Source organism: Cellulomonas sp. McL0606 (assembly GCF_058248365.1).
In genome coordinates, this window is record NZ_CM177779.1 from 2,215,652 (window position 1) to 2,237,069 (window position 21,418).

Sequence of the window (21,418 nt, forward strand, 5' to 3'; positions counted from 1 at the left end):
GGGACGCGTCAGGCGCGGGTCACGGGCCCGTCGGCCGACTTGGCGCCGGTCACGCGATAGACGTCGAAGACGCCCTCAACCTTGCGGACCGCGGCGAGTACCGAGGCCAGGTGCGACGGTTCCGCCATCTCGAACACGAACCGCGAGAGCGCCACGCGGTCCCGCGAGGTCGAGACCGACGCCGACAGGATGTTCACGTGCGAGTCGGACAGCACGCGTGTGACGTCCGAGAGGAGCCTGCTGCGGTCGAGCGCCTCGACCTGGATCTGCACGAGGAACAGCGACGACCTCGTCTGGCTCCACTGCACGTCGACCATGCGCTCGGGCTCGGCCCGCAGGCTCGCCACGTTGATGCAGTCCGAACGGTGCACGGAGACGCCTGCGCCGCGGGTCACGAACCCGACGATGTCGTCTCCGGGCACCGGTGTACAGCACTTGGCAAGCTTGACCCAGATGTCGTCGACGCCCTTGACGATGACGCCCGGGTCGCCCGTACGGACGCGGCGCTGCGTGCTGCCGGGGCGCGCGACCTCGGCGAGGTCCTCCTCGTTCGCGGTCTCGCCGCCCATCGACTGCACGAGCCGCTGGACGACCGTGGCGGCGGACACCTGGCCCTCGCCGATCGCGGCGTACAGCGACGACACGTCGGCGTAGCGCATCTCGTTGGCCACGGCGACGAGCGACTCGTGCGAGAGCAGCCGCTGGATGGGCAGGTTCTGCTTGCGCATCGCCTTGGCGATGGCGTCCTTGCCGTGCTCGATCGCCTCCTCGCGGCGCTCCTTGGAGAACCACTGCCGGATCTTGTTCCGCGCGCGAGGACTCTTGACGAAGCCGAGCCAGTCGCGCGACGGCCCGGCGGTCTCCGACTTCGAGGTGAAGACGTCGACGACGTCCCCGTTCTCGAGCGAGGAGTCCAACGGGACCAGGCGGCCGTTGACGCGCGCGCCCATCGTGCGGTGCCCGACCTCGGTGTGCACGGCGTAGGCGAAGTCGACCGGCGTCGACCCGGACGGCAGGCCGATCACGTCACCCTTCGGCGTGAAGACGTAGACCTCCGAGCCGGCGATCTCGAACCGCAGGGAGTCCAGGAACTCGCTCGGGTCGGCGGTCTCCTTCTGCCAGTCGACCAGCTGCCGGAGCCACTGCATGTCGTTGCCCTGAGCGTCCGGCACGGCGCCCTTGGCGCTCTCCTTGTACTTCCAGTGCGCGGCGACGCCGTACTCGGCCCGGCGGTGCATGTCGTGCGTGCGGATCTGGATCTCGACCGGCTTGCCCTCGGGCCCGATCACCGTGGTGTGCAGCGACTGGTAGAGGTTGAACTTGGGCATCGCGATGTAGTCCTTGAACCGGCCCGGTACCGGGTTCCATCGCGCGTGCAGCGAGCCGAGGGCCGCGTAGCAGTCGCGCACGGTGTCGACGAGCACCCGGACGCCCACGAGGTCGTAGATGTCCGCGAAGTCGCGGCCGCGCACGATCATCTTCTGGTAGATCGAGTAGTAGTGCTTCGGCCGTCCGGTGACCGTGGCCTTGATCTTCGCCTTGTTCAGGTCGGCACCGACCTGCTCACGGACGGTGGCCAGGTACTCCTCGCGGGCGGGCGCGCGCTCCGCGACCAGGTGCACGATCTCGTCGTAGACCTTGGGGTAGAGCGTCGCGAACGACAGGTCCTCGAGCTTCCCACTTGATCGTGTTCATGCCGAGGCGGTGGGCAAGGGGCGCGTAGATCTCGAGCGTCTCGCGCGCCTTCTTCTCGGCCGAGGCCGCCGCGACGAACTTCCAGGTGCGGGCGTTGTGCAGCCGGTCGGCGAGCTTGATCACCAGGACGCGGATGTCGCGGGACATCGCCACGACCATCTTGCGGACCGTCTCGGCCTGCGCGGCGTCGCCGTAGGTGACCTTGTCCAGCTTGGTCACGCCGTCGACGAGCATCGCGATCTCGGGACCGAACTCGCGACGCAGCTGGTCCAGGGAGTAGTCGGTGTCCTCGACCGTGTCGTGCATGAGCGCGGCGGCCAGCGTCGAGGGTGTCATGCCGAGCTCGGCCAGGATCGTCGCGACGGCGACGGGATGCGTGATGTACGGGTCGCCGCTCTTGCGCAGCTGCCCGCGGTGCGCCTTCTCGGCGACCACGTAGGCCTGCTCGACGACCGCGAGGTCGGCCTTCGGGTGGTTGGTGCGCGCGGCCTGCAGCACCGGCTCGAGTGCCGGGAACGCCGCGCCGCTGCGTGCGCCGAACCGGCCCAGCCGCGATCGCATGCGGCCCGAGGGGGCGCCGGGCTGGGCGTCGGGGCCGCCGTCGAGGCCGGTCTCGGGCGTGCGGACGTCCTCTGTCATCGCACCCCCTCCCTCGGTCGAGGCGTCAGTCTACGACCGTGCGAGCCCCCGGACGGCACCGCCGGCGCCTCAGGGGACCGTGACCAGCACGTCGATCGGGCGGCCGCCGAGCAGGTCGCGGCCGCGCAAGGCCTCGAGCTCGACCAGGAACGTCAGCCCGACGACGACGGCGCCGCACCGTTCGAGCAGCTCGACGGTCGCCGCGGCAGTCCCGCCGGTGGCGAGCACGTCGTCGAGCACGAGTACCCGCACACCGGCCGGGATGGTGTCCGGGTGGACCTCGATCGTGGCCGTGCCGTACTCGAGCGCGTACGACTGGGACGCGGTCGGGCCTGGCAGCTTGCCGGCCTTGCGCACCGGCAGGACGCCGGCCCCGAGCGCGACCGCGACGGGAGCGGCGAACAGGAACCCCCGCGCCTCCATCCCTGCGACGAGATCGACGGGCCCGTCCACCGCGGCGGCGATCGCCGCGATCACGTCGGCGAACGCGTCGGCGTCGGCGAGCAGAGGCGTGATGTCGCGGAACAAGATCCCGGGCTCCGGGTAGTCCGGCACGAGGCGGACCAGCTGCTCCACGCGCAGCACGACGTCCGCCCGGTCGACGGCGGTGCCGCCCCGACCGGCGTCGGCCGGACCTACGAGCGTGGAGACGGCAGGGGCGTCCGAGGGCGCCCCTGCCGTTCTCGACTGGGGGTCGGGCTGGGTCACTTCTTCGTCGGGCGGCGCTTCGGCTGGGCCGCAACGCCCTGGTGCGAGCCCGCCTTGAGCGCGCCGGCCGGGACGAACATCGGACCGGTCGCCGCGAGCTTCGCCCTCGTCCGTCACGCCGCCGGCCGCAGCCACGCGAGCCTTGAGGACCTTGTCCGTGTGCGCCTTGATCGCGGGCTCCTGCTGACGCAGGACCACCTCGAACGGCGTCGCCAGGAAGACCGACGAGAACGTGCCGATGAGCATGCCCACGAACAGGGCGAGCGCGATGTCACGCAACGTCCCGGCGCCGAGCACGACGGCGCCGACGAAGAGGATCGCGGCGACCGGCAGGAGCGCGACGACCGAGGTGTTGATCGACCGGACCAGCGTCTGGTTGACGGCCAGGTTGGCCTTCTCGGCGTAGGTCCAGCGCGACTGCTCGAGCGTGTCCGCGGTGTTCTCGCGCACCTTGTCGAACACGACGACGGTGTCATAGATCGAGTAGCCGAGGATGGTCAGGAAGCCGATCACCGTCGCCGGCGTCACCTCCCAGCCGACCGCCGCGTAGACGCCCACCGTGATGATGAGGTCGTGGAAGAGCGCCAGGAGCGCCGCCAGGGCCATTCGCCAGTTCCGGAAGTAGACCGACATCACGACGGTGACGAGCACCAGGAAGACGATGATGCCGATGATCGCCTTCTGCGAGATGTCCTTGCCCCAGGACGGCCCGATGAGAGTTCGTGACGTTCCCGACGGGAACCCCGTACGCCGTCGCCAGTGCGGCCTTGACCTGCTCGACCTCGGCGTTCTCGAGGGTGGAGGTCTGGATGCGCAGGCTGTTCGCGCCGACGGTCGCGACCCGGGGGTCCTCCGCGGGCGCGATCTTCTGCACGGTGTCGATGGCCAGCTGCTGGTCCTTGTCGGCCACGCCGCTGACGATGAACTCCGAGCCGCCGCGGAAGTCGATTCCCGGGTTCAGGCCGGGCTTGATCAGGAAGATCGCCGACAGGATCACGAGGATCGTGGAGATCGTGAACCAGATCTTGCGACGTCCGACGATGTTGTACGAGCGACGACCCGTGTAGAGGTCGTTGCCCCACGAGGCGAATCCGGCGGCCATCAGTGCTCGTTCCCCTCGGTGCGCCCGGACTCGGGCTCGGACTCCTGCGGCGTGCTGTCGACGGGGGCGTCGACCGGCTCGGTCGACGCCTTCTTCGCGGCAGCGCGACGCTCGGCGATCGTCAGGCCCGTGCCGGTGTCGTTCGGCGCACCGACCGACACCGGGACGCGCGATCCCGCGCCGACCGTGGTCGGCTGCTCGGGTGCGTCCTGGACGTCGTCACCGGCCGGGGCGACCGTCACCACCCGGCCGCGGCCGGCGTACCGGACGGTCGGCACGCCCAGACGGCGCGGGTCGAGGCCGGACAGCACGTGGCCCTCGCCGAAGAACCGGGTCTTCGACGGGGGCTCCATGACCGGGTGCGTGAACATGAACACGACGAGGATGTCGAGGAGCGTGGTCAGTCCGAGGGTGAACGCGAAGCCCTTGACGCCGCCGACGGCCAGCACGTAGAGCACGACGGCGGCCAGGAGGTTGACGGTGTCGGACGCCAGGATCGTGCGCCGTGCCCGAGCCCAGCCACGCTCGACGGCGGCGGGCAGGCTGCGACCCTCGCGCAGCTCGTCGCGGATGCGCTCGAAGTAGACGATGAACGAGTCGGCGGTGATACCGATGGCCACGATCAGACCGGCCACGCCGGGGAGCGAGAGCCGGTACCCGTTGAGCCACGACAAGAGCGTGATGATCGCGTAGGTCAGCGTTGCCGAGACCACGAGCGACGAGACCGTCACCAGACCGAGCGCGCGGTACTGGAACATCGAGTAGAAGACGACGAGAAGCAGACCGATCAGACCGGCGACCAAGCCCATCTTCAGCTGCTCGGACCCCAGCGTCGCCGAGATCTGCTCCTCGCTCTGGACCGTGAAGCTGATCGGCAGCGAGCCGAAGTTGAGCTGGTTGGCCAGGCCGACTGCCGAGTCGCGCGTGAAGTTGCCCGAGATCTGCGCCCGGCCGTCGGAGATGACCACGCCCGGAGCGAGGCTCGGCGCCGAGATGACCAGGCCGTCGAGCACCATCGCGAACTGGTTCTGGGGCGACGTGAGGCCCTGCAGGCGCGTGGTCACCTTGGTGAACTGGTCGGTGCCCTTGGAGTCGAACGTGAGGTTGACGACCCACTCGTTGCTGTTGCCGCCGCCCGGCAGCTGCTTGAGGCCGGCGTTCGCTCCGCTGATGCGGGCGCCCTCGACCTCGACCGGGCCGAGGATGTACTTCGCGGTGCCGTCCTGGTCACAGGTGACGAAGGCCTTGTCCGGGTCACCGTTGAGGCCGCCCGTGCGGTTGGCCGGGTCGGTGCAGTCCAGCTTGTCGTAGTCGGCCTGGACCTTCGGCGTCACGTAGTAGGCCGCGTCGCTCGGGCTGTCCGGCGCCGCCTTGGTGGGCACGTCGGACGGCGTCGCACCCGCGGACGCGGTCGGCGTGGGATCCGGTGCCGCGGCGTCGACGCCGTTGGCCGGGATGGTCGAGGTGGGCGTCGGCGTGGCCGCCGTCGGCGTCGGGGCTCCCTGGACGAGGACCGGGCGGAACTCCATGATCGCCGAGGTCCGGACCAGCTTGAGCGTCTCCTCGCTCGGGTGACCCGGCAGGGAGACGACGATGTTGCTGCCCTGGCTGGTGATCTCGGCCTCGGAGACGCCCGAGGAGTCGATGCGCTGCCGGATCACGCCGATCGCCTGGTCGATGGTCCCCGACGGCGGCTTGCTGCCGTCGGCCGTGACCGGCTTGAGGATGATCTGGGTGCCACCCTCGAGGTCGAGGGCCAGGTTCGGGGTCCACGACGCATCGGACCACTTGACGCCGGCGGCGATGGTGCCGAAGAGCGCGGCGATCAGGACGCCGAGCGCGACGAGCGTGCGGACGGGCCTGCGGCGGCGGGTTGGAGGAGCCAACGGAGTTCTTCTCTCGTGCGCGCACCCGCCGGGAGCAGCGGGTGGGGTCAAGGTCCGGGCATCGTCGCCCGGACCGGAGGCTTACTTGGTGTCTGCGTCCCCGTCCTTGCGGGCGGGCGGGAGCGAGGACAGGTCGTCGGGCACGTCGATGACGGCGTCGTCGGGGTTGTCGAGCAGCTCATCGTCAGTGCGGTCGGTCTCGTCGTCCACGTCGGCCTCGTCCTCGACCTCGTCGACGGGCGGCTCGATCTTCTTGGAGATCGCGGCCCGGATCCACCGGCTGCGGCTGCCGGGGGCAGACTCGAGCGTGATGACGTCGTCCTCGACGTCCACGACCGTGCCGAGGAGGCCGGAGTGGGTCATCACCTCGTCGCCAGCCGCGAGGTTGTTGCGGAACTCCATCTGGGCGCGCTGCTGCTTCTTCGTCCGGCGCGACATGAACCAGAGGCCGACCAGGGCGAGGGCGACGATGGCATAAAGTTGCACAGCGACCAGCTCCGTTCAGGATGATGTGTTCGCCGCAGTCTAGGCGCAGCGGCTCGCCGCTCCAACGCACGACCACGGTGCGAGGTTCCGGGTTGCGCCGGAATTCCGGGCGAGAACAGCCCGAGGGTGACGGCCGAGAAGGCTGAACCTACCCGAACAAGGTGGCCGCGGAGTGCGGGACGTCCAGGCCCAGGTGCGTCCAGGCCGCAGGCAAAGCGATCCGTCCGCGCGGCGTCCGACCGACGAGCCCCTCGCGAACGAGGAACGGTTCGGCGACGGTCTCCACGGTCTCAGGCTCTTCGCCGACGGCGACCGCCAGGGTGGTGAGCCCGACCGGGCCCCCGCCGAACCGCGTGCACAGCGCGGTGAGCACGGCCCGGTCGAGGCGGTCCAGGCCGAGCTCGTCGACCTCGTACACCTCCAGGGCCGCCCGGGCCGCGGACAGGCTGAGCGTGCCGTCGCCCCGGATCTCGGCCCAGTCGCGCACGCGCCGCAGCAGCCGGTTCGAGATGCGGGGCGTCCCGCGCGAGCGGGACGCGATCTCGGCGGCGGCCTCGGCCGCCAGGGGGACGCCGAGGAGACCGGCAGACCGCATCAGGACCCGCTCCAGCTCGTCGGTCGCGTAGAAGTCCAGGTGACCCGTGAAGCCGAAGCGGTCACGCAGGGGCGCCGGGAGCAGGCCGGCCCGGGTGGTCGCCCCGACGACGGTGAACGGCGGCAGCGCCAGCGGGATCGCGCTCGCGCCCGCGCCCTTGCCGACGATGACGTCGACCCGGAAGTCCTCCATCGCGACGTAGAGCAGCTCCTCCGCCGGCCGGGCGAGCCGGTGGATCTCGTCGATGAACAGCACCTCGCCCTCCTCCAGGGAGGACAGGACCGCGGCGAGGTCGCCCGCGTGCTGGATGGCGGGCCCGCTGGTGACGCGCAGCGACGTGGCGAGCTCGGCGGCGATGATCATGGCGAGCGTCGTCTTGCCGAGCCCGGGCGGGCCGGAGAGCAGCACGTGGTCCGGTGCCCGCCCCCGCGCCCGGGCGGCCTGCAGCACGAGGGACAGCTGGTCACGCACCACGCGCTGGCCGACGAACTCCTCGAGGTTCCGCGGACGCAGCGCCGCCTCGGCGGCCCGCTCGATGTCGTCGGACGCGCTCCGGACCAGCGACTCCGCGCCGAACCGCTCGGTGACCAGCTCCTCGTCCTCAGACATGCCCGCCGCCCAGCGTGCGGAGCGCGGCGCGCAGGACGCCGGCGACCTCGTCCTCGCCGACCGGGCCCTCCGAACCTTCGAGGACGGTCGAGACCGCGTCCCCGGCGGCGCGCGCGGTCCAGCCGAGACCCACCAGCGCCTCCACGACCATGTCGCGCCGGTCCCCGGCGACCGGTCGGGCCGCGGTGGCCGACGGCACGGCGACGGGCACCCCGATCCGGTCCTTGAGCTCGAGGATGATGCGCTGGGCGCCCTTGAGACCGATCCCGGGCACGCGCTGCAACGCCTTGACGTCCTCGTCCAGCACCGCCCGACGCAGCCCGTCGGGCGTGTGCACGGCGAGCATCGCGAGGGCCAGCCGTGGCCCGACACCGCTCACGGTCTGCACGATCTCGAAGACCTCGCGCTCGTCGGTGTCGGCGAACCCGAAGAGCGTCAGCGCGTCCTCGCGCACCAGCAGCGACGTGGCGAGCCGGGCCGACGACCCGACGCGCAGGCCCGCGAGCGTCGCCGGTGTGGCGTGCACGAGGAGACCAACCCCACCGACCTCGACCACGGCGGCGTCGAGCCGCACCGCCTGGACGGTGCCGTGGACCGAGGCGATCACCGGGCTGCTCCCTCAACGTCGTTCCGCATGCGCTCATGCTGGCACATCCAGGCGAACAGGTGTACGAGTGACACGCTCAGCCGCGCCGCCGGGCGGCCTGCTCGGCCGACGCCCAGGCGCGTTGCGCGGCGGTCATCGACCCCGGTGCACGCTGCGGCGAGCCGAGGGCGCCGGCGGGGCGCCAGATGTGGCAGACCGCCAGCGCGAGGGCGTCGGCGGCGTCGGCCGGACGCGGCAGCTCCTCGAGGTGCAGGAGTCGCTGCACCATCGTCTGCACCTGCGCCTTCTCCGCGCGGCCGTTTCCCGTGACGGCGGCCTTGACCTCGCTCGGCGTGTGCAGGGCGACCGGGATCCGCCGGCGCGCGGCGGCGACCATGGCGATACCCGCCACCTGCGCCGTCCCCATCACCGTGCGCAGGTTCTGCTGGGCGAACACCCGCTCGACCGCCACCGCGTCCGGGGCGTGCTCCTCGAGCCACTCCTCGATCTGCTTCTCGATGCGCAGCAGCCGCTGGTCCACGTCCCACAGGGCGTCCGAGGTGGCCACACCGACGGCGACCATCGCGAGCCGGCGGCCCGGCAGCCCGTCGACGACGCCCAGACCGCACCGGGTCAGGCCGGGGTCGACTCCGAGGACGCGCACGCCGTCATGGTCGCAGCCGGGAGGCGGTGCCGTGGGGAGGCCACGCCAGGGGCGACGAAGGGCCGGACCGTCGCGCGGTCCGGCCCTGCGTCGAACCTCAGTCGTCCTCGAGCTCGGCCATGACCTCGTCGGAGGCGTCGAAGTTCGCGTAGACGTTCTGCACGTCGTCGGAGTCCTCGAGCGCGTCGATGAGCCGCAGGATCTTGCGCGCGCCGTCGGCGTCGACCTCGATCTGCATGGCCGGCCAGAACACGACGTCCGCGGAGTCGTACTCGATGCCGGCGGTCTGCAGCGCGGTGCGCACGGGGACGAGGTCCGTGGCCTCCGACAGCACCTCGAACGCCTCGCCGAGGTCGTTGACCTCTTCGCCGCCGGCGTCCAGGACGGCCTCCATGACGGAGTCCTCGTCGGTGCCCTCCTTGGGCACGATGACGACGCCCTTGCGGGAGAAGAGGTAGGAGACCGAGCCGGGGTCGGCCATCTGGCCGCCGTTGCGCGTGAACGCGACGCGGACGTCAGACGCCGCGCGGTTCCGGTTGTCCGTCAGGCACTCGACCAGCACGGCGATGCCGCCGTGGCCGTAGCCCTCGTACATGATCGTCGTGTAGTCGGCGCCGCCGGCCTCCTGGCCGGAGCCGCGCTTGACCGCGCGGTTGATGTTGTCGATCGGGACCGAGTTCCGCTTCGCCTTCTGGACGGCGTCGAACAACGTCGGGTTGCCCGCGAGGTCACCGCCGCCAGTGCGCGCGGCGACCTCGATGTTCTTGATCAGCTTGGCGAAGAGCTTGCTCCGCTTGGCGTCGACCACGGCCTTCTTGTGCTTGGTGGTGGCCCACTTGGAGTGACCCGACATCGCTTCAGCTACCCCTTCGTCTCCTGTGCATGCCCGCGTACCCCCGGGTCTCGGCTGCAGCGCCGGACCTCACAGGGTGTCGAGGACGATCTCTACGAACAGCTGGTGCACCCGGGTGTCTCCGGTGACCTCCGGATGGAACGAGGTCACCAGCAACGGTCCCTGGCGGACCGCAACGATCCTACCGGCGGCGGGGCCCGACTCGACGCGCGAGAGCACGGTGGCCGCCGCGCCGACCTCCTCGACCCAGGGCGCCCGGATGAAGACGCCGTGCACCGGCCCCTCGATGCCGTCGATGTCCAGGTCCGTCTCGAACGACTCGACCTGCCGGCCGAACGCGTTGCGCCGGACCGTGACGTCGACCCCGCCGAGCGTCTGCTGGCCCTCGATGCCCCCCAGCACGCGGTCGGCCAGCAGGATCATCCCGGCGCACGACCCGTACGCGGGCATCCCGGCGCGCAGCCGGTCGCGCACGGGCTCGAACAGGTCGAACGCGCGCAGGAGCTTGTCCATGGTCGTGGACTCGCCGCCGGGCAGCACGAGCGCGTCCACCGCGTCCAGCTCTCGCTGACGACGCACCGGCACGGCCGTGGCCCCGACGGCGGTGAGGGCGCGCACGTGCTCGCGCACGTCTCCCTGCAGGGCGAGGACTCCGACGGTCACGGTCACAGCGCGCGATCCTAGTTCGCCCTCGTCACCGACGAGCCCCCCGACCAGTCCGCGGCGACGCACCGTAGGCTCGCGGACTGTGAGCGACGACCTCGACCAGCGCGCCGCCGAGCTCGACCGCGCGCACGCCGGCACCGACCTGCGCGACCGGTTCCTCCTTCCCGACGGGATCGTCTACCTCGACGGGAACTCGCTCGGCGCGCTCCCGAAGGCGGTCCCGGAGGCCGTGGCCGACGTGATCGGCCGGCAGTGGGGCACGGACCTGATCTCGTCGTGGAACACGCACGGCTGGTGGGACGCGCCCGCGCGGGTCGGCGACGCGATCGGCCGGCTCGTCGGCGCCGCGCCGGGTCAGGTGGTCGTCGGGGACTCCACGAGCGTCCGGCTGTTCCAGAGCCTGCACGCGGCCGCGGCCCTGCGCCCGGACGCGCGGGTCGTCCTCACCGAACCCGACGGCTTTCCCACCGACCGCTACGTGGTCGACGGCGTCGCGCGGCAGGTCGGCTGGACCGTCGTGCACGCGCGTCCGCACGAGATCGTCGGGCTGCTGAACAGCGACGTGGCGGCGGTCGTCCTCTCGCACGTCGACTACCGCACCGGGGCGCTGCTGGACCTGCCGGGCCTCACCGCCGCCGCCCACGAGGTCGGCGCCCTGGCGGTCTGGGACCTGTGCCACTCGGCCGGCGCCGTCCCGGTCGGGCTCGACGCGCACGGGGTGGACCTGGCCGTCGGCTGCGGCTACAAGTACCTCAACGGGGGGCCGGGAGCGCCGGCGTTCGGCTATGTCGCGCGGCGGCACCAGCAGGCGTTCGTCAACATCGTCCCGGGCTGGCACGGGCACGCCGACCCGTTCGAGATGGCCGACGAGTACACGGGGGCGCCGGGGATCGCGCGCGCCCGCATCGGCACTCCCCCGCTGCTCTCCCTGCTCGCGCTCGAGTCGGCGCTCACCGCGTTCGACGGTGTCGACATCGAGGCGGTCCGCGCACGGTCCCTGAGCCTCACCGGCTTCCTGCGGTCGAGCATCGAGACCCTGGTCGCGGGCGCGGACTTCGCGTCGTCGCAGGACGACGCGCTCCGCGGTTCGCAGGTCGCGGTCCGCCACCCTGCCGCGTACGGCATCGTCCAGGCGCTCGCGGCACGCGGCGTCGTCGGCGACTTCCGGACGCCCGACATCGTGCGCCTCGGCGTCGCCGCGCCGTACCTGACGCACGCCGAGATGGTCACCGCGGCGCGGGCCTTGAGAGCCGTCCTCGAGGCCGGCGAGCACCTCGACCCGGCGTGGGCCACGCGCAACGCGGTGACGTGACGCTCAGCTGAACGCTGATCGCACGCCACGGTTCACTCGCGCGCGAGCCCCAGGTGCTGCACGACCCCGTCCCACGTCGGCAGCAGGCCGCGCACGAGGGTGACCAGGGTGTCCGGGAAGACCTCGATGTCGACCCGCTCGAGGTCGTCCAGCGACCACCACCGCAGCTCGTCGATGACGTCCAGCTCGAGGTCCGTCCAGCCGGCGCGGTCCTCGGCGGCGAACCTGTCCGCCGGGACCCGCGCGAGATAGAGCACCTCGTCCTGACGGCAGTGCTCGGCGTAGAAGTCGAAGATCGCCGACCGCGTGAACACCGGGCCCACGAGGTCGTCGGGGGTCAGGACGATGCCGGTCTCCTCGCGCACCTCGCGCAGCGCGGCGTTCGCCGCGTCCTCGCCGTCATCGATCCCGCCGCCGACCGTGAACCACCAGCTGCGCTCGGGCTGGTCGACGTCGTGACCGCGGATCAGGAGCACGCGGTCGCTCTCGTCGAGCAGGATCACGCGGGCGGCCTCCCGGAACAGCAGGCCGTCGTCGCCGCGTCGCCACTCCGGACCGAGTCCGTGCACCGGTCCCCCGCCGTCGGCGCTGGACCGAGGGGATACGGCGGAGGCCGCGGACGTGTGGTCCGCGGCCTCCGCCGGAGTGGGGTCCTGCGTCACCAGCCGCGCTCGGCCAGGCGGTGCGGCTCCGGGACGTCCTCGACGTTGATGCCGACCATGGCCTCACCGAGACCGCGCGACACCTTGGCGATGACGTCGGGGTCGTCGAAGAACGTGGTCGCCTTGACGATCGCGGCGGCACGGTCGGCCGGGTTGCCCGACTTGAAGATGCCGGAGCCGACGAACACACCCTCGGCGCCGAGCTGCATCATCATCGCGGCGTCGGACGGGGTGGCGATGCCGCCCGCAGTGAAGAGCACCACGGGGAACTTGCCTCAGCTCGGCGACCTCCTTGACCAGGTCGTACGGCGCCTGCAGCTCCTTGGCCGCGACGAACAGCTCGTCCTCCGGCAGCGAGGTCAGGCGACGGATCTGGTCGCGCAGGGTGCGCATGTGCGTGGTGGCGTTCGAGACGTCACCGGTGCCGGCCTCGCCCTTGGAACGGATCATCGCCGCGCCCTCGGTGATGCGCCGCAGGGCCTCGCCCAGGTTGGTGGCGCCGCAGACGAAGGGAACCGTGAAGGCCCACTTGTCGATGTGGTGCGCGTAGTCGGCCGGGGTGAGCACCTCGGACTCGTCGATGTAGTCGACACCGAGCGACTGCAGCACCTGGGCCTCGACGAAGTGGCCGATGCGCGCCTTCGCCATCACCGGGATGGAGACGGCCTCGATGATGCCGTCGATCAGGTCCGGGTCGCTCATGCGGGCGACGCCGCCCTGCGAGCGGATGTCGGCCGGGACGCGCTCGAGCGCCATGACGGCGACCGCGCCGGCGTCCTCGGCGATCTTGGCCTGCTCCGCGTTGACGACGTCCATGATGACGCCGCCCTTGAGCATCTCGGCCATCCCGCGCTTCACGCGGGCGGTGCCGATGACGCCGGCGTGCGTCGCAGTGGTGGGCTGGCTGTTCTCGCTGGTCACGTCGAGCCTCACAGATCGTGTGCGGGTGGAGGGCGGCCGTGCTGGCCACGAACGACAATCCTAGACCGTGCGCCCGACCGGCCTGCTCGTGTCTCAGGACGTCGTGCTGCTGGTCCGGGTGCCGGGTCGCCCGAGGTTCTCGGGCCACGTGTCGTCGAGCTCGAGGGTCTGCGGCACCGGTGCGTGACCCGCCAGCCGCAGCAGCCGCACGAGCGGGCCGCGGCGGACGCGCGCCGTCTGGGCGACGGCCTCGTTGTGGAACCGCCGAGCGAGCTGCACGCGGTACCAGGCCGACGCGAGTGCGTCCGCGAGCTCGTCACCGGTCGGGTCGGCACGCAGCGCGGCCACCTCCTCCGGGTCGTCGAGCACCTCGCGCATCGTCGCCGACAGCTCGCTCTCGATCCGTCCGCGATCCACGGGCGCCGGCCGGCCGTGCGCCGGGTGCGTCTCCGGACCGGGCAGCGCGCCGCGGTCCGACGCCAGAAGCCGGCGCAGGTCGGAGGGCAGAGAGCCGTCCTCGGCCACGTCGGGGCCGCCCGCGGAGAGGGCGGCCCACGCGGCCTCGCCGACGAGCACGGAGCTACGGGGTCGAACAGGCCGGACGTGGCCAGCTCGGCGGCGACGGTCGCGCGACGGACCAGCTGAGCATCCACGACGGCCTTGGACGACGAGACCTTGCGGTGCAGGCGGTCGAGCCGGGAGGCCGCGACCCACACCCACCACAGGACCAGCCCCAGGAAGATGGTGATGTAGACGAACAGCTCCGACCAGCTCATCGGGCGTCGCTCCGGCCGCGGAGCCGCGCGCCGCGCTGGGAGAACGGGTCCTCGCCGACGGGTTCGCGGCGGTCCGCGACGACCATCTCGTACACGGTCAGCACCTGGTCCGTCACCACCGACCAGTCGTACTGCGGCACCGCCTCGAGCGCGTGCGCGGTGACCGAGGCACGCAGCGCGGGGTCGTGCAGCACCCGGATGAGCGTCCGTGCCAGATCCTCGCTGTCGCCCGCCGTGAACAGGACGCCGGCTGCGCCGTCGTCGAGCACCCGCGAGAACGCGCCCAGGTCGCTGGCGACGACCGCAGCACCGGCGCTCATGGCCTCGACGAGCACGATGCCGAAGCTCTCGCCGCCGGTCTGCGGCGCGCAGTAGACGTCCACCGACGACAGCAGCCGGGCCTTCTCCTCGTCGGAGATGCCGCCGAGGAACTCGACCGCACCGGCGGCCTTCTCACCAAGCAGCTCACGGACGTCGTCCGGACCCGTCTCGCCCCTGCCCGCGACGAGGAACCGCGCACCGGGAACGGCGTCGAGCACGCGCGGGACCGCGTCCAGGAGCACCGGCAGACCCTTGCGGGCCTCGTCGAGCCGCCCGAGGAACGCGATCGTCGGTGCGTCCCGGGTACCGGTCCAGCGCTCGTCGGGGGCGGCGTCGATGAAGCCCTGCGTGTACACGCCGTTGGGGATGACGACGGCGTCGCCGCCCATGTGCTCGACGAGCGTGCGACGTGCGTCCTCGGAGACGGCGATGCGCGCCGAGATCTTCTCCAGCGACTGCCGGACCAGGGGGTAGGCCATCTGCAGCGGACGCGAGCGGATGAGCGCCGTGTGGAACGTGGCGACGATGGGTCCGTCGGCGATCCACAGGGCGAGCATGCCCAGGCTCGGGGTCACGGGCTCGTGCAGGTGCAGGACGTCGAACTCCCCCGCCGCGAGCCACTTGCGCACCCGTGCGGCGGTGACCGGGCCGAACGTCATGCGTGCCACGGCGCCGTTGTAGCGGACGGGGATCGCCCGCCCGGCGGCCGTCATGTAGTCGGGGATCTCGGTGTCGTCGTCGGCCGGGACCAGGACCGACACCGAGTGGCCCCGCGCGATCAGGGCTTCGGCCAGGTCGCGCACGTGGAACTGGACCCCGCCGGGCACGTCGTAGGAGTACGGGCAGACGATGCCCACCCGCAGCGGTCGGACGGCCTCCGGCAGGCTCATCCGGCCGTCTCCAGCGTCGCTGCGTAGCGGGCAGGGTCGAGGTCGTCGACGAACACCTTCTGCAGCATGTGCCAGTCCTGCGGGTGCCGACGGATGCCCTCACCGAGCTCGTCGACCCACGCCTGCGTCACGACCCGCACCTGTTCCGATCGCGGCACGTCGGACGGCACCGAGATCGCCGGGTTGAACTGGATGACGATCCCCCAGGGCGAGCCCGCGGCCCGGCGACGGGCGCCGGTCAGCCGCTCGTAGTAGATGATCGTGGTGACCAGCGGGGCGCCCGTGGACACGGCCAGGGCCGCCGGTCCGGCCGCGAACCGGGCACGCAGGCCGAACAGCTCGGCCTCGACGCCCGTGGACGTCAGGTCGCGGTCGGCCAGGAGCGGGATGAGCCCGGCACCACCACGGGCCGCGCGGACGAGGCCACGGAACACGTCGCCCGACCCGGTGAGCGGGAAGATCCGCAGGCCGATGCTCTCCCGGAACGCGACGAACTCCTCGAACAGCTCCGGGGGCTCGAGGCGCTCGGCGACGGTGGTGACCGGGGCGATCTGCCGGGTGCAGCACGCGCCCGCCAGGTCCCAGTTGCCCAGGTGCCCGAGGGCCAGGATCACCGCACCGTCGTTCTCGGTGACCGGGAGCACGTTCTCGAGCCCGACCATGCGCACGCGGGCGTCCACCTGCTCGGTGCTGAGCGAGCTGAGGGCGAACGCCTCGCCGAAGTAGCGCATGTAGGAGCGCATCCCGGCCCGGCTCAGCTTGCGCAGCGTGCGCGGGTCCAGGTCGGGACGCGCGCGGGCCAGGTTCTTCTCGAGCTGGACCACACCGCTGCCGTGCCGCAGCCAGCTGACGTCGGCGACGACGCCGAAGGCGCCGCGGAGCACGGACCCCGGGAAGCTGCCGGAGACCTTCCAACCGAGCGAGTAGAGCCGGGCGACGTCCACCTTCACGGCGCGACCCCCGCGGCCGCCTGCCGGTACACCTTGCTCATCCGCTGGACGATCGTGATGGCCGACGCGACGACCAGGAGGCCCAGGACCACCGTCAGCACCACGCGCGGGAGGCCGAACCCGACGAGCCCGGTGGCCACCAGGACGAGCACCAGGCGGTCCGAGCGTTCCGCGATCCCGCCGGACGCGGTCATGCCGAGCCCCTCGGCGCGGGCCCGGGCGTAGGGCACGATCGAGCCGAGGACCAGGCACGCGAGCGCGAGGACAGCGGTCAGCCGGTCGTCGCCACCCGCGGTGAACCAGAGGACCAGGCCGGCGAAGATCGCGCCGTCGCCGAACCGGTCCATCGTCGAGTCCAGGAACGCCCCCCATGGTCCCGACCGGCCGGCCTGCCGTGCCATCACGCCGTCGAGCGAGTCGGTGAGCACGAACACCGTGATGACGAGGGTGCCCAGCAGGAGGTGTCCCGTCGGGTAGGCCCACAGCGCGGTCGCGACGACGACGAGGGTGCCGCCGATCGTCACGGCGTCCGGGGAGACCCCCAGCCGCAGCAGGATCCTGGCCAGGGGCGTGAAGAGGCGGGTCATGGCGCCCCGCAGTCCGTTCAGCACGTGCCGATCATCCCTTCGCTCCGTCCCGCCACGCCGCTGCGAGGCGCTCCCGCGTGTCGCCGAGGAAGCCTCGGGCAGTGCCCGGCTCCGGCCGACGATCGGCAGGAAGTTGGAGTCGCCGCCCCAGCGCGGGACGACGTGCTGGTGCAGGTGGGCCGCGATGCCCGCGCCCGCGACGTCGCCCTGGTTCATGCCGAGGTTGAACCCGTGCGGGCCGGACACGGTGCGCAGCACCGTCATCGCCGTCCGGGTCATCGAGGCGACCTCGGCCACCTCCGCCTCCGTCAGCTCCGTGTAGTCGGCGACGTGCCGGTACGGGCAGACCATCAGATGGCCGGAGTTGTACGGATAGAGGTTGAGCACGACGAAGGCGACCTCGCCGCGCGCGACGATCAGCGCGTCCTCGTCGCTCCGCGTCGGCGCACGGCAGAACGGGCAGCCGGGGCCGGCCTCACGGTCGGTCGGCTTGTCCTGCCCGCCGATGTACGCCATCCGGTGCGGCGTCCACAGCCGCTCGAAGCCGTCGGGCACGCCGGCGAAGTCGTCAGCAGGCTCGATGTCGGGCACGCGTCAGACCTGGACCCGATCGCGCACCGCGGCCACGATCCGCTCGATCGCCTCCGTCACCGGCACCCCGTTGTCCTGGTGCCCGTCGCGGTAACGGAACGACACCGCGCCGGCCTCCGAGTCCTCACCACCGGCGATGAGCACGAACGGGATCTTCTGCGTGCTGGCGTTGCGGATCTTCTTGCCGAACCGGTCGTCGGAACGGTCCACCTCGGCCCGGATGCCCTGCGCTCGCAGCTGCGCGACGACGTCGTCCAGGTACGGCTCGAACGGCTCGGCCACCGGGACGGCCAGCACCTGGACGGGTGCGAGCCACGCCGGGAAGGCGCCGCCGTAGTGCTCGGTCAGCACGGCGAAGAACCGCTCGACCGAGCCGAAGAGGGCGCGGTGGATCATGACCGGGCGCTGGCGGCTGCCGTCGGACGCGGTGTACTCGAGCTCGAACCGCTCCGGCAGGTTGAAGTCGAGCTGGATGGTCGACATCTGCCAGGTCCGCCCGAGGGCGTCCTTGACCTGCACCGAGATCTTCGGACCGTAGAACGCGGCACCGCCCGGGTCCGGCACGAGGTCCAGCCCGGAAGCCTCGGCAACCGCGCGCAGGGTCTCGGTGGCCTCGTCCCAGACCTCGTCGGAACCCACGAACTTCTCGGGGTTCTTGGTCGAGAGCTCCAGGTAGTAGTCGTCGAGCCCGTAGTCCTTGAGCAGGTCGAGGACGAACGTGAGGGTCGTCGTGAGCTCGTCTGCCATCTGCTCTCGGGTGCAGTAGATGTGGGCATCGTCCTGGGTGAACCCGCGGGCCCTGGTCATGCCGTGCACCACGCCGGACTTCTCGTACCGGTACACGGTGCCGAACTCGAACAGCCGCAGCGGCAGCTCGCGGTACGAGCGACCGCGTGCCGCGAAGATCAGGTTGTGCATCGGGCAGTTCATCGGCTTGAGGTAGTACTGCTGCCCCGCCTTCCGGATGTTCCCCTCGGCGTCGCGCTCCTCGTCCAGGGTCATCGGGGGGTACATGCCCTCCGAGTACCAGTCGAGGTGCCCCGAGACCTCGTACAGCTTGCTCTTGGTGATGTGCGGGGTGTTGACGAACTCGTACCCGCCCTGCACGTGCCGCAGCCGGCTGTAGTGCTCCATCTCCATGCGGATCACGCCGCCCTTGGGGTGGAACACGGCCAGGCCCGAGCCGATCTCCTCCGGGAAGGAGAACAGGTCGAGCTCCGTGCCCAGCCGACGGTGGTCGCGACGCTCCGCCTCCGCGATGCGCTCGAGGTAGGCACGCAGCTCGTCCTTCGTCGGCCAGGCCGTGCCGTACACGCGCTGCAGCTGCGGGTTCTTCTCGCTGCCGCGCCAGTAGGCGGCGGCGGACCGGGTCAGCTGGAACCCGTTGCCCAGCATCCGGGTGCTCGGGACGTGCGGGCCGCGGCACAGGTCCTGCCAGACGACCTGCTCGGTCTCCCGGCCGGCTCCGCGCACGTTCTGGTAGATGCTCAGCCCGCCGAGGCCCACCTCCACCGAGGCACCCTCGGCCGCGCCCGGGTCGCCCTTGAGCCCGATCAGCTCGAGCTTGTACGGCTCCTCGCGCATCTGCTCGCGCGCCTCGTCCTCGGTGACGTCCCAGCGACGGAAGGTCTGGCCCTCCTTCACGATCCGGCCCATGACCTTCTCGATCGACTTGAGGTCTTCCGGGGTGAACGGGACGTCCACGTCGAAGTCGTAGTAGAAGCCGTCGGTGATCGGCGGACCGATGCCGAGCTTGGCCTGGGGAACCACTTCTTGGACGGCCTGCGCGAGCACGTGCGCCGCCGAGTGCCGCAGCACGGCCAGGCCGTCGGGCTCGTCGATGGTCACGGCCTCGACCACCGCTCCGCCGGGCAGCGGCAGGTGCAGGTCGCGCAGCTCGCCGTCCACGCGGACGACCACGACGTCTCGCCGGGCGGAGTACAGGTCGGTACCCGTCGTCCCCGGCTCCACCGTGGTCGCGATCCCGTCGACGGTGAGGGTGATGCGCTGGGCACCGGTACTGCCTCCTTCGTGGCGGCCCGCCCAGGCGGCGGGCCACTCGATGTTACCGGCGGGGACGACGCCCGCCCGACGGGTTATAGGACGCCAGAAGGGGCCGGCCCGTGGGCCGACCCCTTCTGATGAACGTGGGCGATACCGGACTCGAACCGATGACCTCCTCGGTGTGAACGAGGCGCTCTACCAACTGAGCCAATCGCCCATCTCCCGCCGCCGCAGTCGGTGCGACACGCCGTGGCGCGTCCGACCGGCACCACCAGCGGGTGATGTCCAGGGAATGCTACCCGGCCCTCGCCGAGAATCCGAACCAGCCTGCGGTCCAGGCACGCGTTCGGGCGACTGTGCAGGCCACCCGGGCGCGATTCGGACATGTTCGCGCTCCCATCGCCACGTCCGAGTCAATGACACAGGGGGTGCTGTGACCCATCGCCCGTTCGGGAGCGCGTCCCTCCGGGTGAACTAGGGGTCGGTACCGGTCCAATCCGGCATTCGTCCTGCCATGATGGTGCCTCCAGCCCTTGCGAATAGGAGGACCCGATGACGGCTCGACCTACGACGTCGTCGAGGTCGTCGCCATGCAGCTCATCGGATCCGACGCGAGCGTCATCCCGGTGAGCGCGGAGTTCTCGTTCCGAACCACGGATCCGTACACGGTGCGCGCGGTCTTCACGGGCCCGCACACCATGTCGACGTGGCTTGTCGGACGCGAGTTGCTCGCCCTGGGTATGCACGCGACTGCCGAAGCACCGGCGGGCACGGGCGACGTCCAGGTGTGGCGAGACGAAGACCCCGACTACACGCTCGTATCGCTCAGCGGTGTCGAGGGCAGCGCGCTGCTCGCCGCGCCCACCGAGCCGATCGAACGGTTCCTCTCCGGCACCGAGGCGCTGGTGCCTCTGGGGACCGAGAGCGACCGCATGGAAGGCGAGATCACGGCGCTGATCGCCGCGCTCCTCACCGCCTGACGTCATCGTCCGACGACCGGTTCCGCATCCGCGGGGCCGGTCGTTCACATGTCCGGGCCCGCTCCGGATCACGGGTCGAGGTCGTCCCCGAGGCGCTTCTGGAAGAGACGCTGCGCCTCCAGCGACACGGGGCCGGGCTCGACCGCGGCACCGTCCAGGCTGACGACGGGCGAGACGTTGCGGATCGAGCCGCTCATCATGAGGTTCGCGGTGCCCTCGGCAACCCGGTCCAGCACGTCGTAGCGAGCTCCCCGGCTGCGGCCTCCCGGACGGGCAGCCCCTCCTGCACCGACCACTCGAGCAGGAGCTCACGCGTGATGCCCGCCAGGCAGCCGCTGGACAGCGGGGGCGTCAGCAGCTCGCCGTCGCGCTCCACGAACGCGTTGGAGGCGGTGCCCTCGCACAGCTCACCCACCGTGTTCGCCAGGATCGCCTCGTCGGCCCCCTGCCGGTACGCCTCGGCGACCGCGACGACGTTCTCCGCGTACGAGGTCGTCTTGAGGCCGGCGACGGCTGAGCGCTCGTTGCGCACCCACGGGACGCGGACGACGCGCGAGACGGATGTCGGCACGGCCGGGCCCGCCAGGACGAGCAGCGTCTGGTGCTGCTCGTCGGCGGGGAACCTGTTCGAGCCCAGGGGGCCGACGCCCCCCGTCAGCGTGATCCGGAGCCGGCCGACGTCCGGACCGCCGGCGGCAAGGACCGTCGCGACGCCTTCGCGCACGGCGTCGAGGTCGGGCTCACGGAGCCCCAGACCGAGCGCCGAGCGACGCAGGCGACGCAGGTGCCGGGTCAGGGCGAACGCGGCACCGCCGTACACGGCGCACGTCTCGAAGACCCCGTCGCCGACCGTCAGGCCGTGGTCGACACCGGTGACCAGGGGCTCGTCGGGAGAGAACAGACGACCGTCGGACCAGACCACCACGCTCATCGCG

Annotated in this window: 18 protein-coding genes, 1 tRNA gene and 4 pseudogenes; 2 read left to right on the forward strand and 21 right to left on the reverse strand. The window is 71.4% G+C overall.

The window, feature by feature from the left end:
* Positions 1–8: 8 nt before the first annotated feature.
* The 10 genes and pseudogenes from AC38ZX_RS11255 to pdxT all read right to left on the reverse strand — a co-directional run bounded on the left by AC38ZX_RS11255 (position 9) and on the right by pdxT (position 10,492).
* A pseudogene (locus AC38ZX_RS11255) lies at positions 9–2,334 on the reverse strand (RelA/SpoT family protein).
* Between the two features lie 69 nt (positions 2,335–2,403).
* Complete coding sequence (secF, locus tag AC38ZX_RS11260; protein ID WP_491297381.1) at positions 2,404–3,756, reverse strand: protein translocase subunit SecF; 1,353 nt, start codon at positions 3,754–3,756, stop codon at positions 2,404–2,406.
* Between the two features lie 232 nt (positions 3,757–3,988).
* Positions 3,989–4,144 (reverse strand): annotated as a pseudogene (locus AC38ZX_RS11265) (protein translocase subunit SecF); the annotation flags it as partial.
* Positions 4,144–6,030: a protein translocase subunit SecD gene (gene secD / locus AC38ZX_RS11270; protein ID WP_491294171.1), complete on the reverse strand. Its 1,887-nt coding sequence runs from the start codon at positions 6,028–6,030 to the stop codon at positions 4,144–4,146. The pseudogene AC38ZX_RS11265 and the gene secD, both read right to left, overlap by 1 nt.
* 81 nt (positions 6,031–6,111) lie before the next feature.
* On the reverse strand, positions 6,112–6,516 hold the full coding sequence (yajC, locus tag AC38ZX_RS11275; protein WP_426592080.1) for a preprotein translocase subunit YajC: 405 nt from the start codon (positions 6,514–6,516) through the stop codon (positions 6,112–6,114).
* A 148-nt stretch (positions 6,517–6,664) separates the two neighbouring features.
* Positions 6,665–7,720, reverse strand: a complete 1,056-nt coding sequence (ruvB, locus tag AC38ZX_RS11280; protein ID WP_491294174.1) for a Holliday junction branch migration DNA helicase RuvB — start codon at positions 7,718–7,720, stop codon at positions 6,665–6,667.
* Entirely contained in the window at positions 7,713–8,327 is a 615-nt protein-coding gene (ruvA, locus tag AC38ZX_RS11285; protein WP_426592082.1) for a Holliday junction branch migration protein RuvA, read from the reverse strand. Before ruvA ends, ruvB begins: the two co-directional genes overlap by 8 nt.
* Before the next feature lie 76 nt (positions 8,328–8,403).
* Positions 8,404–8,970, reverse strand: a complete 567-nt coding sequence (gene ruvC / locus AC38ZX_RS11290; protein WP_426592083.1) for a crossover junction endodeoxyribonuclease RuvC — start codon at positions 8,968–8,970, stop codon at positions 8,404–8,406.
* 97 nt (positions 8,971–9,067) lie between these two features.
* Positions 9,068–9,823 (reverse strand): YebC/PmpR family DNA-binding transcriptional regulator, encoded by a 756-nt coding sequence (locus AC38ZX_RS11295; RefSeq protein ID WP_426592084.1) that lies wholly within the window; start codon positions 9,821–9,823, stop codon positions 9,068–9,070.
* Between the two features lie 69 nt (positions 9,824–9,892).
* Positions 9,893–10,492 carry a pyridoxal 5'-phosphate synthase glutaminase subunit PdxT gene (gene pdxT, locus AC38ZX_RS11300; protein ID WP_491294178.1) on the reverse strand — a complete coding sequence of 200 codons (600 nt, stop codon included), beginning with the start codon at positions 10,490–10,492 and terminating at the stop codon, positions 9,893–9,895.
* Positions 10,493–10,571: 79 nt separating this feature from the next.
* Between pdxT and AC38ZX_RS11305 the strand changes: the two genes are divergently transcribed.
* Positions 10,572–11,801, forward strand: coding sequence for a kynureninase (locus AC38ZX_RS11305; RefSeq protein ID WP_491294181.1), 1,230 nt, complete (start codon positions 10,572–10,574; stop codon positions 11,799–11,801).
* A 32-nt stretch (positions 11,802–11,833) separates the two neighbouring features.
* Here the strand turns inward: AC38ZX_RS11305 and AC38ZX_RS11310 are convergent, their stop codons facing one another.
* The 9 genes and pseudogenes from AC38ZX_RS11310 to AC38ZX_RS11350 form a co-directional block, all read right to left on the reverse strand.
* Positions 11,834–12,463: an NUDIX hydrolase gene (locus AC38ZX_RS11310; protein ID WP_426592087.1), complete on the reverse strand. Its 630-nt coding sequence runs from the start codon at positions 12,461–12,463 to the stop codon at positions 11,834–11,836.
* Positions 12,460–13,309, reverse strand: a pseudogene (gene pdxS / locus AC38ZX_RS11315) (pyridoxal 5'-phosphate synthase lyase subunit PdxS). The gene AC38ZX_RS11310 and the pseudogene pdxS overlap by 4 nt, the downstream one beginning before the upstream one ends.
* A gap of 168 nt (positions 13,310–13,477) precedes the next feature.
* Positions 13,478–13,960 (reverse strand): hypothetical protein, encoded by a 483-nt coding sequence (locus AC38ZX_RS11320; protein WP_491294183.1) that lies wholly within the window; start codon positions 13,958–13,960, stop codon positions 13,478–13,480.
* A 196-nt stretch (positions 13,961–14,156) separates the two neighbouring features.
* Positions 14,157–15,371, reverse strand: a complete 1,215-nt coding sequence (locus AC38ZX_RS11325) for a glycosyltransferase family 4 protein (RefSeq protein WP_491294186.1) — start codon at positions 15,369–15,371, stop codon at positions 14,157–14,159.
* A complete protein-coding gene (locus AC38ZX_RS11330; protein ID WP_491294188.1) occupies positions 15,368–16,321 on the reverse strand; it encodes a phosphatidylinositol mannoside acyltransferase in 954 nt (317 codons plus the stop codon). The genes AC38ZX_RS11325 and AC38ZX_RS11330 overlap by 4 nt, the downstream gene beginning before the upstream one ends.
* On the reverse strand, positions 16,318–16,932 hold the full coding sequence (gene pgsA, locus AC38ZX_RS11335) for a phosphatidylinositol phosphate synthase (RefSeq protein ID WP_491297382.1): 615 nt from the start codon (positions 16,930–16,932) through the stop codon (positions 16,318–16,320). Before pgsA ends, AC38ZX_RS11330 begins: the two co-directional genes overlap by 4 nt.
* Before the next feature lie 186 nt (positions 16,933–17,118).
* Positions 17,119–17,424, reverse strand: a pseudogene (locus tag AC38ZX_RS11340) (HIT family protein); the annotation flags it as partial.
* A 78-nt stretch (positions 17,425–17,502) separates the two neighbouring features.
* Positions 17,503–19,470 carry a threonine--tRNA ligase gene (gene thrS / locus AC38ZX_RS11345; RefSeq protein WP_491294192.1) on the reverse strand — a complete coding sequence of 656 codons (1,968 nt, stop codon included), beginning with the start codon at positions 19,468–19,470 and terminating at the stop codon, positions 17,503–17,505.
* A 177-nt stretch (positions 19,471–19,647) separates the two neighbouring features.
* Positions 19,648–19,720: transfer RNA gene (locus tag AC38ZX_RS11350), tRNA-Val, on the reverse strand.
* Positions 19,721–20,129: 409 nt separating this feature from the next.
* Here AC38ZX_RS11350 and AC38ZX_RS11355 point away from each other — a divergent pair.
* The gene (locus tag AC38ZX_RS11355; RefSeq protein WP_491294194.1) at positions 20,130–20,483 is read left to right on the forward strand and encodes an SsgA family sporulation/cell division regulator; all 354 of its coding nucleotides are present in this window, start codon (positions 20,130–20,132) and stop codon (positions 20,481–20,483) included.
* Positions 20,484–20,551: 68 nt separating this feature from the next.
* Here AC38ZX_RS11355 and AC38ZX_RS11360 read toward each other — a convergent pair whose 3' ends face one another.
* The gene (locus AC38ZX_RS11360; protein WP_491294196.1) at positions 20,552–20,680 is read right to left on the reverse strand and encodes a hypothetical protein; all 129 of its coding nucleotides are present in this window, start codon (positions 20,678–20,680) and stop codon (positions 20,552–20,554) included.
* Positions 20,680–21,414 carry an aminotransferase class IV gene (locus tag AC38ZX_RS11365; RefSeq protein ID WP_491294200.1) on the reverse strand — a complete coding sequence of 245 codons (735 nt, stop codon included), beginning with the start codon at positions 21,412–21,414 and terminating at the stop codon, positions 20,680–20,682. The genes AC38ZX_RS11360 and AC38ZX_RS11365 overlap by 1 nt, the downstream gene beginning before the upstream one ends.
* Positions 21,415–21,418 lie beyond the last annotated feature (4 nt).